10 protein-coding genes are annotated in these 17,803 nt (G+C 56.9%); 5 read left to right on the forward strand and 5 right to left on the reverse strand.

The window, feature by feature from the left end; translation table 11 throughout:
- Positions 1-1,090 precede the first annotated feature (1,090 nt).
- Positions 1,091-7,903: a right-handed parallel beta-helix repeat-containing protein gene (locus BGIM_RS0105030; RefSeq protein ID WP_020468704.1), complete on the forward strand. Its 6,813-nt coding sequence runs from the start codon at positions 1,091-1,093 to the stop codon at positions 7,901-7,903.
- A 154-nt stretch (positions 7,904-8,057) separates the two neighbouring features.
- On the opposite strand, the gene BGIM_RS0105035 is transcribed toward BGIM_RS0105030, so the two are convergent.
- Complete coding sequence (locus BGIM_RS0105035) at positions 8,058-9,149, reverse strand: Ldh family oxidoreductase (protein ID WP_020468705.1); 1,092 nt, start codon at positions 9,147-9,149, stop codon at positions 8,058-8,060.
- Between the two features lie 195 nt (positions 9,150-9,344).
- Here BGIM_RS0105035 and BGIM_RS62500 point away from each other — a divergent pair, with 195 nt between their 5' ends.
- The gene (locus BGIM_RS62500) at positions 9,345-9,518 is read left to right on the forward strand and encodes a hypothetical protein (RefSeq protein WP_020468706.1); all 174 of its coding nucleotides are present in this window, start codon (positions 9,345-9,347) and stop codon (positions 9,516-9,518) included.
- A 141-nt stretch (positions 9,519-9,659) separates the two neighbouring features.
- On the opposite strand, the gene BGIM_RS0105045 is transcribed toward BGIM_RS62500, so the two are convergent.
- Entirely contained in the window at positions 9,660-10,877 is a 1,218-nt protein-coding gene (locus tag BGIM_RS0105045; protein ID WP_020468708.1) for a nucleoside monophosphate kinase, read from the reverse strand.
- A 381-nt stretch (positions 10,878-11,258) separates the two neighbouring features.
- Here BGIM_RS0105045 and BGIM_RS0105055 point away from each other — a divergent pair, with 381 nt between their 5' ends.
- From BGIM_RS0105055 to BGIM_RS0105065, 3 genes are all read left to right on the forward strand, one after another.
- On the forward strand, positions 11,259-12,179 hold the full coding sequence (locus BGIM_RS0105055; RefSeq protein WP_020468709.1) for a DUF1559 family PulG-like putative transporter: 921 nt from the start codon (positions 11,259-11,261) through the stop codon (positions 12,177-12,179).
- Positions 12,180-12,241: 62 nt separating this feature from the next.
- Entirely contained in the window at positions 12,242-12,685 is a 444-nt protein-coding gene (locus BGIM_RS0105060; RefSeq protein WP_020468710.1) for a peptidase associated/transthyretin-like domain-containing protein, read from the forward strand.
- A 26-nt stretch (positions 12,686-12,711) separates the two neighbouring features.
- Positions 12,712-13,866, forward strand: coding sequence for an FAD-dependent monooxygenase (locus BGIM_RS0105065; RefSeq protein ID WP_029629751.1), 1,155 nt, complete (start codon positions 12,712-12,714; stop codon positions 13,864-13,866).
- An 8-nt stretch (positions 13,867-13,874) separates the two neighbouring features.
- On the opposite strand, the gene BGIM_RS0105070 is transcribed toward BGIM_RS0105065, so the two are convergent.
- The 3 genes from BGIM_RS0105070 to BGIM_RS0105080 are packed head-to-tail and all read right to left on the reverse strand — an operon-like array spanning position 13,875 to position 17,536.
- Positions 13,875-14,789 carry a DNA-3-methyladenine glycosylase family protein gene (locus BGIM_RS0105070; protein WP_020468712.1) on the reverse strand — a complete coding sequence of 305 codons (915 nt, stop codon included), beginning with the start codon at positions 14,787-14,789 and terminating at the stop codon, positions 13,875-13,877.
- Between the two features lie 30 nt (positions 14,790-14,819).
- Positions 14,820-16,166: a DUF1501 domain-containing protein gene (locus BGIM_RS0105075; protein WP_020468713.1), complete on the reverse strand. Its 1,347-nt coding sequence runs from the start codon at positions 16,164-16,166 to the stop codon at positions 14,820-14,822.
- Positions 16,167-16,210: 44 nt separating this feature from the next.
- A complete protein-coding gene (locus BGIM_RS0105080) occupies positions 16,211-17,536 on the reverse strand; it encodes a DUF1501 domain-containing protein (RefSeq protein WP_238537525.1) in 1,326 nt (441 codons plus the stop codon).
- Between the last annotated feature and the right edge of the window lie 267 nt (positions 17,537-17,803).

Below are 17,803 nucleotides of genomic sequence, written 5' to 3' on the forward strand. Positions count from 1 at the left end.
GTGATGATCCGTCTGCTCAGCCTGGACGCACCGACTCTGGGTTGGACGAATTTGTGTTGTCCCCCTGAGTCATCGAAGCCCTTGCCGGGAACTTGCCTGAAAATCGATGTGAGGGAAAGATTCTCAGAAACCGGTCAGTGGTGATTATTGCCGAAACAAGAACATTTTGGCTTCACGGGCGCCAAAGCCCATCGGCGTTTGTAAACGGCATGGCATCTTCAAATCGCCAAAGCACACATCGCTGCCACTGATACGATTCTTGATGCTTTTGAGCTTTCATTTGCCCACGCTGAAGTCATTTGCAGATCAGGTTGAGACTCGCACTCTTCGGAGTGCTCTTTTTTGTCGCATCTGCCGAGCCTCTCTTGAAGAAATTCCGATCAATCCTGCGACCTGCTGAAGAGGTTTTGGAACTTTTGTGTTTTGAGAAATGTCAAATAAAGAAATCGTAGATCAAAACAAGAAGATTCACGCATGACAATAATTTGATTTTCCTCCAAAAACTTTTCACACAATTGCCGGAACAACCGCTATAAAAGCGTGAGTCATTAAAGAATTGCCACCCAACATACCACCACAATGGATGACTTCTGCCTGAAAGATGTCCATGTCGTTAGACAACATGTTTCGGAATGGATTTCCTGAATTGTTCTCAAGGCTGATTCCTCTGGCCCGAAAACGGGATTATGACCCGTTTTCGAGATCAGGTTGGAAACGGCATGAATTCGTGAGGACGGGATTTTCCGGCGTGATCATCAGCAAGACGCAGAACGAATGAGTTGGTTTGCAAACATTCGGATCAATTGAAGATCTTTGGTTGCCAAGCCTCAAATCTTCCTTTGCCGTTTTTTGCTTTGGCCAAACTTTGCTGGCGATCATTACCTGATTTGTGCGCTCCACCGGTCGCAAAACAGGTCTTTCGTCGGCCCCCCGAACATCAGTGTGATTTTACCCGCAAATCATCCTGAGAGTCCTTCCGAAAACCCCCGCCGGGTTGGTTTGACAGCCAGAACGCGTTCACTTAACCCGCTCCATGCCTTCAGAGATAAGTCTGACAGGCTGAATTTGCATTTTTTGACAAGGGACAGACATGCCTCGGATTATTCGGTCGTGGTCGATTCGTCAGATCAACAAATCGCGGATGACCCGCAAACCGGCTTCTGCCAGACTGAACATCCAAACGCTTGAGGACCGTTCCGTTCCTGCCGTCACCTGGCAGGTCCAGTCGGATTACTTTGGCACTCGGGACGGTGTGAGTCAGGCTCGAAGTTTGCGAGGGATTGCCCTGTCAGAAGACGGGACGTCTGTTTACGGCGGGTTCATCCAAGGGACAACCAGTTGGGGCGTTCGAGAGGTTAATGCCGGTGTTTTGGCCGTGCCCGGAACAGACACCGCCATTTTCGGGAACACCGGCAATGCTCCCTACGGAACTAACCCCGAGTACAAGGGGGGAAGCTCTGGAACATTTGAAGCGTGGCTCCCCACCGGAGCAAACAGCCAGCCCAAGGGCGTGGCGACGGACGAACGCGGTCAGGTTTATGTCACGAATATCGGCTCCAAGAGCGTCACGATTTACAACAGTGACCTCACCGCCCAAATCGGAACCATCTCCACCGGGGCCGTCGATCCGGCGAATGTGACAGCTCAAAAGATCGGCAACACCTATTACGCCTACGTCGCCACCGGCACCGGCGTCGTCTCGCGTTGGAATGTGAATAATCCCATCTCCCCCGTTCTGGACACCTCTTGGGGAGTCGGGGGACAGGTGAATTTACACACGCAGGCCCCGTGGCTTTCGGCCACCATCAACGGACTGGAGGTGGACCGTGATGGAACCATCTTCATCGCGGGCAAGTTAAGCACGGCTCCCGGAACACAAGGCAACACCGTCTTCAAGGTGCCAGCCGACGGAAATCTTGCAAACGCAATTTCAACGACGGTTCCCGGCGCGTTGGATGTCGCCTTGTTTGGCGACAAGGTGTATGCGACCAAATACGCAGGCAACACGTCGGCCATTGCGGTGCTGAACAAATCCGATCTCAGCAGCGGCGGGGCCGATTTGCTCACCAACATCGCCCGGAATAACACGGATACGGACAACGGCTACAGCGGGATCGACGTGAGCTATGACGGCCGGCTTTATGTGGCTGATCAGCTTTACAACATCACCACGGCCGCCAGCACATACACGCCTCCCGCGACCTCGTTCAACCCCACGCCGGTCGGCATTACTAACACACGGGTCAACTTTGACCGCATCTTGGTTTCTTCCCCGGTCGATACCCCGGCCACGGTGTATGTGGATGATGACTGGGCCGGTCTGACCAATGGCACAGAAGTGGACTCCGACCCGTTGACGGTCGGCGTTCAACCGGCGGTGATTGGGTACGATGCCTTCCCGAAAATCCAGTCGGGCGTGAACGCCGCGGAATCGGGCGGGACGGTGAAGGTTTTGCCGGGGAATTACAAGGAAAACATCACGATCAACAAGCCGTTGACCCTCTTGGGGGCCAACGCCGGAACCGCTGGCGCTGACTCACGGGGAGCCGAGTCGATCATCACGACCAACGGCAACCAGACGTCCGTGGTGACGTTGGCCTCCGCCGGAGTCACCGTTGATGGATTTACGATTGATGGTGACGATCCATCGGTCGTGGGCGGTCCTTTGACGAGCGGTGATGACACCAACGTCAGTTATGGGGTCCGTCCGACGGCAGCGTTCTCGAACGAGACAGTTCAAAATAACATCATCAAACACGTGTACATCGGTTTCCGGGGAGACGGCGCGGCCAGTGGAAACACGATCTCCAAGAACTGGTTCGACAGTATCGGGGTTTACGACTTTGGCTATGCCGTGTCGCTGCGGAGTAACTACTATGCGGATGTCACTGGCAACAAGATGACTCGCGTGTGGACCGGTGTTCACTTGAGCAATTTCTCGCAGGCCGGACCGGCGACTTGGTCGGTGTCGGGGAACGACATCAGCTCTTATGCGGGGGGGATTCTGGACTGGCTGTCGTATTCAAACGCGACGGGGGTGACGATTGACGGCAACAAGATCTCGGCCGCGACTGGGGCGGTGACGAACAATGTCGGGGTGATGTTTGAGTCGGTTCAGGACGGTGTCAAGCCGACGTTCACGAACAACACGATCACGGGCACGGACAACGGGGTTGTTCTGTTCAATGTGCCGACAACGAACACGATCACGCTCGGCTCGACCAACTCGGTCGTCGACGCTCGCCAGACGGGGGTGCTGTTCACAGACAACCTAAACTTTAACCCGGTCGGGACGACGAACTTCCTGTCGGGAGGGCCGGGGGGGGCCTCTAAGGTCATCATCGATGGGATGCCGATCTCAACCATCGCGGGGGGAACGGGCATCAAGGTGGACGCGACGCTCGGGACGGCGACGAATCTGACGGTGATGGGTGCTCCGGCGATCAGCGGGGGCGACACGGGCTTGGAACTCATCGGCTCGCTGGCCGGCCTCACTGGAAACACGCTGGGCGGGGTGTCGTTCAGCGGCCAGACCGGCCCGTATGTGGAACTGTCGAACGGGGCCGAACACGGAGTGGCACTTGATGGCACCGGGGTGACCTACGACGGGGTTCTGGGGAGCGCGGTGACAACGTCCCAAGGATATGCGGTCGAGGACAAGATCACGCACGCTGTTGATGATAGCACGCTGGGCTTTGTTCGGGTGAAGCCAGGCCAAGTGTTCGTCACGATGGGCAGCGCGACGGGCGGCGGCGGGATCACTCGCGGGATCGCTGTCGCCTCGGCCGGCGATCAAGTCAACGTTGATGCAGGCACATATGACGATGATGTGAACATGGTCGGCGGCGCCAAGCCGGGGCTGAAACTCATCGGGTCCGGAGCGGCGAATACCACCATTAAGGGGGTGCTTGGCGGAGCCAACGAAACTGTCGTCATCGGTCAAGACCAAGTGCTGGATGGCTTCACCATCACCCGCGCCACGGGTAGTGGAGAAAACAACATCGGCGTTGCCAACGACAGCGGCTCGACCGGAGCCGTGGTCCGTAATAACGTCATCACTGGTAACCGTACTGGCGTCTATTTGAATGGGAGCAACAGTCAGGCGACGTTTACCCGCAACGTGATTGATGACAACCGCACAGGCTTTCTGCTTCCGGACGGCACTGGCTACGGCGATTATCAGATCACCCAGAATGATGTCACCAACAACAAAACTTTCGGATTCCAATTCGCCGCTCCGACGGCTCTGGGTGCCGGATTCACCATTAGTGGAAACAACATCACGGGGAACTTCGCCAGCCAGTTGGAAAACAACACCGGGTCGGTTCTCAACGCATCGGCCAACTGGTTTGGGTCGGCCCAACCGGTCGTTACCCTCGCCAAATTGAACGGGACGCTTCCGTCCGTGTTTGATTATCCCGGCCCGGCTTCGCAACCGGATTCGCCATACCCGTACACCCTCACCGGTGACTCGGCCGCCCAGATCGATTATTCCCCGACACTTAACGTCGGAACGGACACAGACTCTCTTACTCCGGGCTTCCAAGGTGATTTCAGCCTGTTGAACGTGTTCACCGCCGGGGCACAATCCGGCCCGGATAGTCGCATCCAAGAAGGCATCGATTTGGCAGCCACCGGAGGAACGGTGGCGGTACAGACCGGACAGTATGGCGGATTTGATGGGACGGGCAAGACATTCACTCTCTCGCCAGAGGGAGTGGTGGCCGTCAACGGGCCGGTGAAACTGGCCGATGGCAATACCTTGAAGGTCAATCTGACCGGGACAACGCCGGGCACGGATTACGCCCAACTTGCCGTCACCGGCACCGTGGATGTGACCGGGGCCGCCCTGAATTTGTCGGTGGCCCCGGCGTTCACTCCCCCGTTGAACACCACGTTTGACATTATTGACAACGACGACACAGATGCGGTCACCGGAACTTTCGCCACATTGGCCGAGGGATCAAAGATCGTTGTCGGCACTCGCTCTTACGCCGTGAGCTACGGGACAACAGATAACGATGTTTCGTTGAAGGTCGCGTCGCTGAGTCTTAACCCGCCGGTCAATGCGATTCCGGCGCCGCAAGAAATGCTGGAAGACCAGACGCTCAAGTTCTCGACGGCGAATGACAATGAGTTCACGCTATCGACGGACCCGAATTTTATCGGTGACTTGAAAGTCAAACTGAGTGTCTCGCACGGAACCCTCACGCTCGGATCAACAGACGACGTGATGTTCTCGCAAGGAACCGGCACGGACGACGAGATTGTGGAGATCACCGGAACTGTCACAGCCATCAACACGGCTTTGGAAGGCTTGGTTTACACGCCCGATGCGGACTACTTCGGAGGCGAGGAAATCGTTGTCGTCACGAATGACCTCAACGCCACTGGAAACGGGCCGATTATCACACAGGACACCGCCATCGTGACGGTGGACCCGGTGGATGACGTTCCGAGCTTCACCGCCGGACCCAATCAAGAGGTGGACGAAGATTCCGGCGCTCAGACGGTGACGCCTTGGGCCGAGGACATCAGCAAGGGACCGGCCAACGAATCATCCCAGACCGTTTCCTTTGAGATTTTCTCCAACTCCAATCCCGCCTTGTTCAGCGCCGGTCCGGTCATCGGTCCGGACGGAACGCTAACATACACCTCCGCGCCGAACGCGAACGGGACGGCGACCATCCAAGTTCGCATCAAGGATAGCGGAACCACGGACAATGGCGGTGTCGACACTTCCGCCACCCAGACGTTTACGATCACCGTTGATCCTCAAAACGATGCCCCCTCGGACATCTCGCTCGCCAATTCCAGTGTCCCGGAAAACTCGCCGGCCGGGACAACGGTTGGAACATTCTCAACGACGGATTTGGATGGGGACAACGCTTTCACTTACACGCTGGTTCAATCGGGAACCTACCCGGACAACAATTCGTTTACGATTGACGGCTCGACACTGAAGACGACCGCAAGCTTCGATTACGAGACGAAGAATATCTATACGATTCGAGTGAATTCCGAAGATGCGGGCGGTTTGTCCACGGAAAAAGTGTTCACCATCACGGTTGCTCCTGTCAACGAGCAACCGACGATTGACATCACTCCGACCCTCATGTTGCCGGACGTGGCCAAGAACGCCCTGAACCCGTCGGGTATTCAGGTGGCGGGATTGGTGGTGAATGCCACCGATTCTGAAACTCCAACCACGGTGGGCGTGGCCATCACGGGGCTTCATGGCACGGGTGGCAAGTGGCAGTCCAGTCCGAATGGCTCCGCCGGTTCTTGGGTGACGTTGCCCGCCGTTTCCTCAAGCGGGGTTCTTCTTCTCTCCCGGAACTCGTTTATCCGGTTTTTGCCGAACAAGAACTTCGTCGGTTTTAGCGGGATTTCTTATCGGGCTTGGGACGGGCAGATTGGCACGACCAATACGATTGTGAACCCCGCCACGAATCCTGTTGCCTTCAGCACGGCGACAGACACGGCTTGGGTTCAAGTCGGGGTCACGGTTCCGGATGTGGATGTTGCCGGCCGGGCGGTTTTGCCGAAGACGACCGAAGACAACCTCAATCCGCTCAGCAAGACCTCAAAGAGCATTGTCGGCTTCCTTGGCGTGGATTATCCCGCGAACGCCAACCTTGGCCTGGCGGTCACGGCTACGACCGGCGACGGCACTTGGCAGGTGAAGGTCGGGACCAAGTGGCAGCCGATTGATGGTGTTTCGGACACCACCGCTTATCTTCTGAAGGGAACTGATAGCATTCGCTTCTTGCCGAATGCCAATTGGTACGGCAACGCCACGATCACTTACAGGGCTTGGAGCGTCCTTCAAGGTTCGGGCGGGGTTGACCCCAAGCGGGGGAACGTCACGACCGGAAGCCAGTTCAGTGTGGAGAGTGAAACGGCCGTGGTTCAAGTAACACCGGTCAACGACGCCCCTGTGTTGGATCTGTCGGTGGCCCGGATCTTCACTTCCTCGCCCCGCAGCGTGGCTGATCTCAATGCCACAGGAGCGAGCGATGTGGACACGGTGCTGGGGCCGACACCGGTGAACACGTCTGTCGTGGACAATACGAACCTTGGCATTGCCATCACCAAGATCACCCAAAAGGGGGGCTTCTGGGAATACAGCAAGACGCCCGCGAATCCGCTGACGTGGGTGAAGATCCCGACCAACATTTCCACTGTCCGGGCTTTGTTACTCAATGGAGCCGCTGAGATTCGATTCGATGCGGGTGCTTCCTCGGTGGCGTCCGGCCAGTTCCAATACAAAGCATGGGATGGTTCATCGGGTGGCGTCTCCGGAACGTTCAAATCAACGGCGGGGACGGCGTTCAGCAAGGGCATCGAGACAGCCACTTACTCGCTCGGCAATCAAACGCCGACCTTCAAACCGGGGGCGGCGACGAACTTCCCGTCCACCAAGGAGAACGAGTTCCCGAAGGATATCTTCGCCCAGAAAGTCATTTCAGCAGGAGGACGACGGTTCCTTCAACCGCAAATCATGCAGGAGACAAAACTCTCCGGTCAACCGGTGTCCATCTTGTTGGGATTGTTCAGTGACGCCGACACGGCCGCGCTGAAAGGCATCGCCATCTACGGCAGTGATGAAACGATGACCACTAACGGGGGAGGAACCGCCCAAGGGACGTGGGAATACATGATTGATGGCAAGACATGGCAGCCCGTCGGAAGCGTCTCGGCTGGATCGAAGTTGTTGTTGCGAAGCACGGATCGGCTGCGATTCGTGCCGGCCGAAAACGCTTACGGAACAGTCAGCCTGTCGTACAACGCTTGGGATCAGAAGGCCGGAGTTGCCGGAGATCGTCTTGACGTGTCCAATGATTCAGTGAGTTCTGCCTCCCTGACCTCCAAATGGACGGTGATTCAGACTCCCATCTAATCGGTCTGTTTGGCACGTGTCAAAAACATGTTTGGAAAATGCAACAAGCCAGCGGGCATCCCCGCTGGCTTGTCGCATTTTCCAAACATGTTTTTGGCCGAGGTTGGTATCGTTTTTCCAGCCTCCAAGGTTGGTGAATCAGGTCTGCCGCATTTTATCCAGCCGTTTCCCGGTCATCGGCAAGTGGTTCCGGGAGTTTCACATTCAAACGCTCCGCATGTGGTTGTAACGCCGCCATGATGCCGGGGTATAAGGCAACGCCTTCGATCAGCGCCTGTCTTTTCCGCTCAAGCCCGCGCTGGCCGGGCAGACGCACGGCATCGACGCCGGGAGCGGGTGGATTTTCACGGCAAGCAGTCGCGGTCCAGCCGGTTTCGCGACGGAACGCTTCTTGACCGCCGAAAGCCGCCGGGTCAATTGCCTGGACGAACACGGAAGCGCCCCAGTTTGTCGGCGTCTCAGCCCGGCCATAACCGCCGAGTCCTTGGGTTAATGCTTCGATCATCAGGGCCAACGCATAACCCTTGTGGCCGTGGTCGGCGCCTCCGGTTGGCAGAAGCGTGCCGGGTGGGTTTGTGAACAGAGCCTCCGGATCGTCGGTCGGCAGACCATCGCTGTCGAGCGCCCAGAGACCGGGGAATCGTTTGCCCTCTCGGCGCAGCCGGTCTGACAGGCCATTGGTGGTGATTGAGGCGCTGATGTCGATCAAGATCGGGTCGCTGTCCGTCGGAATGCCGACCGCGATGGGGTCCGGAGTGAACACGGCCTTTCGGCCGCCGAAGGGAGCAATGCTTGCGACGGCCGGGTCGGAGCAGGTCACGGTAATCATCATTCCGCGTTCAGTGGCTCGTTGCAGAAAGGCAGCAAGACAGCCGATGTGGTGGCTACGACGAATCGCCACGGCCGCGATTCCGTGGGTCGCTGCCCGTTCAACCGCGAGATCCACCGCCTTGGTGGCCAGCCAGACGCCCGGCAAACTCCGGCCATCCCAAGTCACGGTGGCTCCCCGGTCGGCAACGACTTCCGGGTCGCCACTTGTCGGCATTTTTCCGGCGGCGATTTCCTGGAGGTAAGGAGCGGCCAAGTGAAGCCCGTGCGTTGTGTGCCCAAGCAGGTCGGCCTCAACCAAGCCTGTGGCAATGATCTCCGGTTTGTCACCGTCACACCCGGCCGCCGCGAATAGACGGGTGGCAAAGTCGATCAAGTCGGAAGCTTGGTATCGCACGTCTTCGCCGGTTTTAACCATCGAATCAACTCTCTCTGCTGTGTGTGCCGCGTGATCGTCTGGTCATGGTAGCCATCCCTTGACAGACAGGTCGAAAAAAGTCCTTGGCGGTATCATTGGTTGCGGTTGAAGTCCCCGATTTTAAGTTGGAACTATAACCGGTCATTGGAAGGTGTTATTCTCAACGAACGCTCAACAAACTTACGGAAACAATAGATGTTCCGAATTTCGTCGCTGTTGTTGTTGCTTGTGATCGAGTCGCATGGATTCGCCCAAAAGCCGCCCGTTCACCTTTGGTGCGAACAGGAGTGGTTTGACGGAGTAAAGGGAAGTTTCGGCTACTGGACCGGCGACAATCGGTCGAGGTGGTGCGGACAACGTTGCCCGTGAAAGCGGTCAAGGAAATCACCGGGCCGCGCGAGTTGGCGCCAAATATCGTGGCCGGATCAACGGAGATTCGTATCACCGTGCATCCGGGCGATGTGCAAGTGATCGGATTGACTACGAAATGAAACTGAAGACGTTGGCCGATCAGTGCCCGCGGCGAATATCGGACGGAGGGTAGCGGACTTCGATCCGGTAAACTTTCTTCATCCGGCAAATGATGGCCCAAGTTTCGGGGTCGATCCGTTCCGGCACTTCGACGCGATGGATGTCCACCGTCACATGGAAACCGCGTTCCCAAAGAACATCAATCACCATTCGCAGTGCCAGCGGGTCGTCCAGCAGACACTCTTCACTATTGATCTGCGCGTGCCCGGACATTGCGTGGGTGCGCACAATCGGGATGATCTTCGCCTCGATCAACTTCACAACTTGTCGGAATAATTCCTCGTTTTCCTCCCCATATGTTTCCAATCGGCTTACCAATTCTTGGCGGGCGTGCATGCCGAGTTGGGTGGCGACGGGGATATTCTGAATCAGGTCGAACACTTCGGGGCTGAGTTCCAGCGTGCTTTGGTAGGCGAACTCCCGCAGGATGTTTCGCTGGACTTCGGGAAGATCACCCTCGGCATCAATGAAGTGAAAGTGAAAAATTTTCCGTAGTGATTGGAGGGCGTCGAAGTTGGTGTCCTTGAAACCCATATATCGCTTGCGGCAGAGTTCCGGGTCGAGATCGGTCACCCGCTCTTCGAGAAGCACGCCGACGCCGGATTCACGGACCTGTCGGTTGTGTTCCCGAATTTCCCGGCCCCGGCTCAATTGCCGCTGAACGCTCACTTCTTCCGAAACGAACAGCAGAGAGATCCGAAACATCGGCTTGCGATGGAATCGAGCCGTTCCAGTGGAGCGGAATTCGGCATGCAGTTCCAGCATGGCGTGATAAAAAAGTTTCAAGCACTCCACCTGCACCTTCGTGCGGGGGAACCCGTCGACAATCACGCCGTCTTGGTATTGCGGATCGAGTAGTTCCTGAAGCAACAGACCGATGACTTCCCGATCTCCGACCATCTGACCGGCGTTTTTGATCGCCACCGCTTGGGGCGTGGTGAGCAGCGCGCTGATGACAATCGGCGGGGCCGTGATATCGCGTGCTTGGGCGATAAACGGGGTGTTGGTTCCCTTACCGGCCCCCGGCGCGCCGCCAAGCCAGATGAACTCGCGCGGAAACCTTAAACCGTCCCGTCCGTGGCGCTCCTGCAAATCAGCCCACACCGCCGAGAAAATGAGTTGGGCATCCTTGATCTCCAAATCCGCGACCGCCAAGGTTGATCGCACAGACGGCGGGCTGGGGACGGGTTCGCTCACAATTACTCCTCGAATCGAAGAACCAAGTTGATGCGGGAACTGCTCACGATGCTGTCGAAATCTTCAATGTAGCAAAACATTGGCTGTTGTGTTCACAGGTTTGATGCTTCATTTGCCGCTCTCATTTTTGTGTTTTTCAGATTATTGTCTTGAGTTCATTGTTTGATTTCTTTATGGTTGCGAACAAGTTATGGTCGTATTGGATGTTTGGCCTGACTCGATTCGTTGGCCGAATTGTTCCTTTGATTTTTCACCAGATTGGTTATGTCGGCTCGATGCAGATTTGACGAAGAGGCATCCCTTTTTCCGTCAAAACCGATGCCTTCCCGTCAAATGGTATTTTCCCGAAGCATGGCCAGGCTTGGGAAAAAGAGGTGGCTCATGATCTCAAATCGCAAGCGGGTCGCATTTACCCTGATTGAGTTGTTGGTGGTGATTGCGATCATCGCCATCCTCATCGGATTGCTCCTGCCGGCTGTCCAGAAGATCCGCGAGGCCGCGAATCGGATGGCTTGCACCAATAACATGAAGCAACTTGGCCTCGCCCTCCACGGTTACCACAGCCGCATGGGCTGTCTTCCCTCGTCTGTCGGACCGGGGATTGTGGACACCATTGGGACAGGCGGCATCGGAACCCAGTTTGGTTATGTCTCGGGTCAGGTTTTTGACATCTCTTGGGAAAGACAGATATTGATCGATTTCGAGCAAGCCAAGGCAGGGTACAACAATCCGATCAAGGTGCTCTCATGCCCCTCGGACCCGCGAGGCTTCGGCACCCTTGGAACAGTCGACGGGCGCGCGTACACCAGCTATCTGGCGGTCACCGGCTATAGCCTCACCACCGCCACCAGCGGCGCCAATCTGGGGATGATGTACAAATATTCCAAAGTCGAACTCGGAACGGTCTCGGACGGCACCAGCAACACGATTGCCCTAGCCGAACGGCCTCCGCTGATGCAAGGGGTTAATTGGGGTTGGGGGTGGTGGGATAGCAATGATGAAGGAGATGTGGCCATTGGCTTGTACAACCAAGATCAACTAAATGGCGTGAGCGGTTGTGTGTTTCCTTCCGTGTTTGGCCCCGGTGCCCGCTCTGCGGACACGAACGGCTACATCGGAAATCCCAACGGCAGCACGACTCCTTCGCCCGATTGCCACGGTCACCACCCCTGGAGTTTTCACACCGGCGGCGCCAACATGCTCATGGGGGACGGAGCCGTCAGATTCTTTACTTACAATGCCGCTTCGATCATGCCGGCGCTGGCCACCAAGGCGGGTGGCGAAGTCGTGACGGTTCCGTGATTCCACACATCTGAACCGATGGTTTTGTCGCATGGCAATGTTCGGTGTTTGGGAAAAACCTCATGAAATATGTTCGAGCGATGCGATCAAATCTCGGGCGTCGGGCGTTGGTTCTCAGTGTGACCCTGCTGGCCTTCATCGGTTGCGGCGCCGGAACCGGGGAATTGTCCGGGACGGTGACCTACAATTCAAAACCATTGCGAATGGGATCGGTCGTCGTGTCTGCTGGTGATGGGACAGTCGTGGTTGGTCAGATCAATGACGACGGATCGTATTCGATCATTGGTGTGCCGTCCGGGTCAGCGAAGATCGGAGTCAGCAGTCCCAAACCCAAGGCCGACAATATCCACATGAGAAAGAAGGACGAGAAAGCCCCCGCTCCGGCGCTGGTTGAGGATACGTCGAAATGGATGTCGATCCCGGAGAAATACGCCGACTTTAAGGGATCAAACTTGGGCGTTGATATCAAAGCAGGCAAGAACGTTTTTAACATTGATTTGAAGTGAAGCCTCCTTGGTTAAACTCTCCTCTCGTGATCGCCGGGGGTGGGATCGCTGGGCTGGCGCTGGCTCATGCCTGTCGGAACCGGGGAATCCCGGCGGTGGTTGTCGAACGCGCTCCAGTTTTGCGAGAAGTTGGTTCTGCAATTCTCCTCGGCATGAACGCCTATCGCGTTCTTCAAGAATTGGGCATTTCGGCAGTCGTGGAGTCACATGCAGTCGAGGTTGAGCAAGCCGAACTTCGTGATTGGCGGGGTCGGTTGCTGATCTCGATTCCCCTTGGCCGGTTGAGCCGGGAATGGGGATTGAAGACACTCGTGTGTCGTCGTTCGACATTGCAAATGGCTCTTGCCTCCGGGCTTTCGCCAGACCAACTGCTGTTGGGATGGGAAGTTCGTTGTTTGCGAAATCTGTCCCGTCATGTTGTTGTGGAAAACACCAACCGAGAGATTCTTACCACGGATTTGGTGGCGGGCTGTGATGGTATTCGTGGTGTTTGCCGGCAATATGTGACTTCTGACACGGAGCCGATTTACTCAGGAAGCATCTGCTGGCGGGGCATCGTCGCCACGGACGACACGTCTTTCGTGCCGGTTCACACGATGGTTGAACGGCTTGGTCCGGGGATGCGATTCGGGGTGGCTTGGAACGAATCCGGCCGACTTGGTTGGTATTTGACTAAAACCGGCCCGGCCGGGGGGCATGACGAACGGCACAATCTTCCCGAGCGTCTGGCCTCTTTGGTGGGCGACTGGCAACCGGAGGTTGGTCGTGTGATCGCCTCGACCCCGGCCGATGCCATCCTGCGGACGGATTTGATGGATCTTTCAACGCCGCGACGGTTGCATCGGGGTGGGATCATGCTTCTGGGCGATGCCGCCCATGCCATGCTGCCGAATTTGGGACAGGGCGGGGCATCCGCTCTTGAAGACGCCACCAATCTCGCCCGTCATCTGGCTGAGGCTCCCAATCGGGAAACCGCCCTCATCTGGCATGAACAGGATCGTTGGCGACGAGTGCGATTCAAACAATTCTTGAGCAGAGGTTACGGCATCTTCAATCAGCGACCGGAACGCTGGCAATGTTCCGTGCGAGATTTTGTCCTACGGTGTTTGCCCAATGGGATAACAGGACGGGCTTATCGTCATTGGGTCGCCGGTTCGGAGATCACGTTTCGCGGGCGATGATGCCGAAGTTATTTGGCGGTCTTTGCCACATGCGTCGTCATGTGATCGCGGATAACATCCATCCACAACGCGAGACCGCACCATTCGCCGAACGATTCATACCAAGCGGCTATTTCGCTATCTTTTGCGGGAAGGCCGCCATTGAACTGTTCCCGAAAATTGGCCCGGCAAACAGAATCCAACCCCAACCGGTCAAATCGCCCCAGCAATCGGCACATGCTCCCGGCGGCATAATCACCGAATCCCTTCAACGTTTTGATCTGACGAAACAAATCGCTACTTGAAACGGTGGGTGTTCGCCACGATTCGGGATCGGTTTTTCCCGCGACGATGGCTGTTGCAAGTTCGTGTAACCAAACGCTGCGATATCCGGCCCGCACATGTTCGTGAAATTCATTGACGGGCATTTCAGCGATCCGTTCCGGTGTCGGGAAGGAATGCAGCCCATCGCCGAATGCTTCGCCGAGTGTGGCGAGACGTTTGCACATCTGCACCGTCACGACCCAAGTGGTGTTGGTGGTCAGCAAGGTTTTGGCCAAGTCTTCCCAGACGGTCGGCGATACTAGCAATCGTCCCGCCCCCATTTTTTCCACCCAGCGATATTTCGGGTTCCGGCGAACGGTCTGGTAAAACGGCTGAAGATCCAATCCGAGGTTCAAAGCATTTCTGACCGATTGTTCCACTTCTGTCTGACGTTGACGGGTCAACCGACCGGAGTTTTCAATTTCGACGGTGAGAGTGTCGGCTGGTTCTCCTTCGTGGATCACGAGTCGGGCCAAACCGCCATCATTGAATTGGTGGGTTCGTTCCAGTGCCTTTTGCTCGGGCAGGTATCGGAACGGTGGAAGCTGATGCCAGCCGTGGCCAAAAACAGTCGCCGCGAAGCAGAACCCGGCCGGGGTTTTGATGGTGATGGCCTTCATTCAGGCATTTTACGACATGATCGCCCAAGGTTATATCAACACGTCTTCAATAACATCCCCCCAAGGAACGAGAGTGTAAGGCCGGTCCAAGCCGTCTCTCAATTCCAACTCTTTGGAGATGCCCAGACAGTTATAAACGGTGGCGATGATATCGGACGGCGTCACTGGATTGCTGGAGGGGCGTCCTCCAATCTTGTCGCTCGCCCCGAAGACATGTCCCCGCTTGATGCCGCCTCCGGCCATCATCAGTCCGTAACAGAAATTCCAGTGGTCCCGGCCGGCGGCGGCGTTCACCTTCGGACTTCGTCCAAACTCTCCGGTCACCACCACCAAGGTCCGCTCCAGCATCCCGCGGGCGAGCAAGTCGTTTAAGAGCGATGAAACCGCCGCATCGAGTTGCGGGAGCAGCTTTGTTTTCAGGCTGTTGAAGTTTCCCCCGTGAGTGTCCCAAGTGGCGTTGGCGTCCGGCGCCCAGGAGACACAGGCCATGCGGGTTCCGGCTTCGATCAGTCGACGGGCAAGCAAGACGCTTTGCCCGTAGATATTTCGCCCGTAGGAGTCGCGGGTGCGATCGGATTCCTGTTCAATCCGAAACGCTTGCTGGGTGGAGTTGGATGTGAGGAGATCAAAGGCATTTTGCTGAAACCCGTTCATCTCACGGGCCAGGCGGTCCATGCGGGCCGTCGGGTTGGATCGGATGGAACGAAGAAGCTCCTGTCGCGACTGAAGCCGAACGGACGGCACTTCGGCGGGCGGGGATAGTTCCTGCACCTGAAAGTCGGTCGCATTGGGATCACGCAGCACAAACAACGGATCATAAGTGCGGCCGAGCCAGCCCCCGAAGAAACCAGGTTGGGGAGGACCGCCCGCTCCTTCTTTTGTGATGTAAGGCATAGACACATAAGGCACCACCGGCTTGACCGGCGGGTACACTTTGCCCAACACGGAGCCAATCGCGGGGTAATCGGTTGGTTTCGCTCCACCGCCGTTTTCGCCGCGATCATGTCCCGTCAGGGCGGCATACACTGCCGCCGCATGGGAGTTGTTCACGCCGTGATGAACGGATCGCACGATTGTTGTTTCGTGAGCCAGTTTCCCCAACCGGGGAAGATGCTCGCTGAGTTGAATTCCGGGCACAGTTGTCGAAACAGGTTTGAATTCCCCGCGTATCTCGGCCGGGGCATTCGGCTTCATGTCCCACATGTCGAGATGGCTCGGACCGCCGTTCAAGAAAATCATGATGCAAGAATCGGCCCGTCTCGCCTTGCTCTCCGAGACGGTCTGCTGATCCGCTCGCAGTAATTGCGGGAGTGACAAATTCAGACAGCCAATGCCGCCCATTTGGAGCAGTTGGCGTCGTGAAATTTCGGAGGGCATATGCACGGCGTGTCTCTCCATCACGGGAATCAATACTCAATCATTTAACCACGACCGAAGAGATTCGGAATGGGATCGGCCTCGGCCATCTGTTGAATTTCACGAGGCAACCCACGCACCACGCGAAGCTTGCCAACATCGAAAAGGGTGTTCATCACAGTCCCGACAAGATGTTTGATCGTCACCGGGTCCGAGTTCGGTTCTCCACCGTTTCTCGCCGACCGGCCGATCACCTGGCCCATGTTCAATCCACCACCGGCGAGGAGCAACGGCCCAAGGTTGCCCCAGTGATCCCGGCCCCCTTTGCCGTTGATCTTCGGCGTCCGGCCCATTTCACCACAGCAAACCAACAAAATTTTCTCGGACAGGCCGCGAGCTTCGAGGTCTTCGACAAAGGCCGAGACGGCATGATCGAGGGGCGGGGCCATGTAACTCATCCCCTCGGTCATGGTGGCGTTGTTCACATCCGCGTGCATGTCCCACACAAAGTTCGTGGTGACCGTCACAAATCCAGCCCCTCGTTCGCACAACCGCCGGGCCAGCAACAGTAATTTGCCAAGGGTCTTCGAGTTGTCGCAGTAGTGGTTATAATTCTTCCACTTCTTGTCGATGTTCTCCGGCCGAACCAGCGGAGCCGTGTCGTAGCGAGCAATAGTCTTGGAATCTTCCCGCGACAGATCAAAGGCGTCGGCGACACCGCCCAACAGCATTCGGCAAGCCTTGTCGCGGCCGATGTCGTGGCCCGACTGCTGGCTTTGGTCGAGGGATTCTTTCGCCCGATCCAGTTGAGTCAGCAAGGAACGCCGGTCGTCGAACCGGTCAACGGGCAACGCGAGTTTCATGTCCTTCTGGAACTGGCCGGTGCCGCCGGGGACAAACGGCACGGCGGCGGCGCCGAACATCCCCGGCGAGAGGAAATTGCCGAATCCTCGTTGCTCGGCTTGGGCGGTCGGTTCGACACATCGGGGGAACAAAGCAATGTTTCGCGGCATTCCGGTTGCGGGATGATTCCCGCCTTCCATCCGGGCGAATGCCGAACCCAAGTTGGCTCCCGCCGTTTCTTTGCAGACAACGGGCTTGATATCGTGATTGGCGTCTCCGGGCACATACGACCGAACAATGGCCAGGCGGTCGGCGAGTTTGGCCAGTTTCGGAAAAGACGCCCCAAACTGAACGCCGGGCAAGGCGGTCGGGATATGTCCGGTGGCGCTGCGGGTTTCGACCGGAGCCTCCGGGTGGGGATCAAACGTCTCGATCTGCGACGGCCCGCCGTGCAGAAATAGAAAGATAACGCTTTTTTCGGAAAGTGAAACTTCCGGCGAGGCCCGGAGAACGCCCTGACCGGGAAGCGCCAGGCCTCCCAGCGACATGGCCCCGACTCGGAGGAAATCACGGCGACCGAGACGTTTTGGATCGTGAAAGGAGAGCATGGGTGGGATTCGACAAGGAGAGAGCGGGGTGGGATAAATCCCAACATACCAGACCTTCGTCGGGCATGCAACACTCCAGTTTTACAAGTGGCAGGCCTGCAAAGACGAGCTCGATTTCCACTGTCAACCCGGCGGCAGTCGGCTTCTCGCAGGTCAAGGTCGGACCAAAGTCTCGATAGTACCGTGAATGTTCACGTTGGATGCGGG

Origin of the sequence: Zavarzinella formosa DSM 19928 (assembly GCF_000255705.1) — a bacterium.
In the GTDB taxonomy this organism is placed as follows: Bacteria; Planctomycetota; Planctomycetia; order Gemmatales; family Gemmataceae; genus Zavarzinella; species Zavarzinella formosa.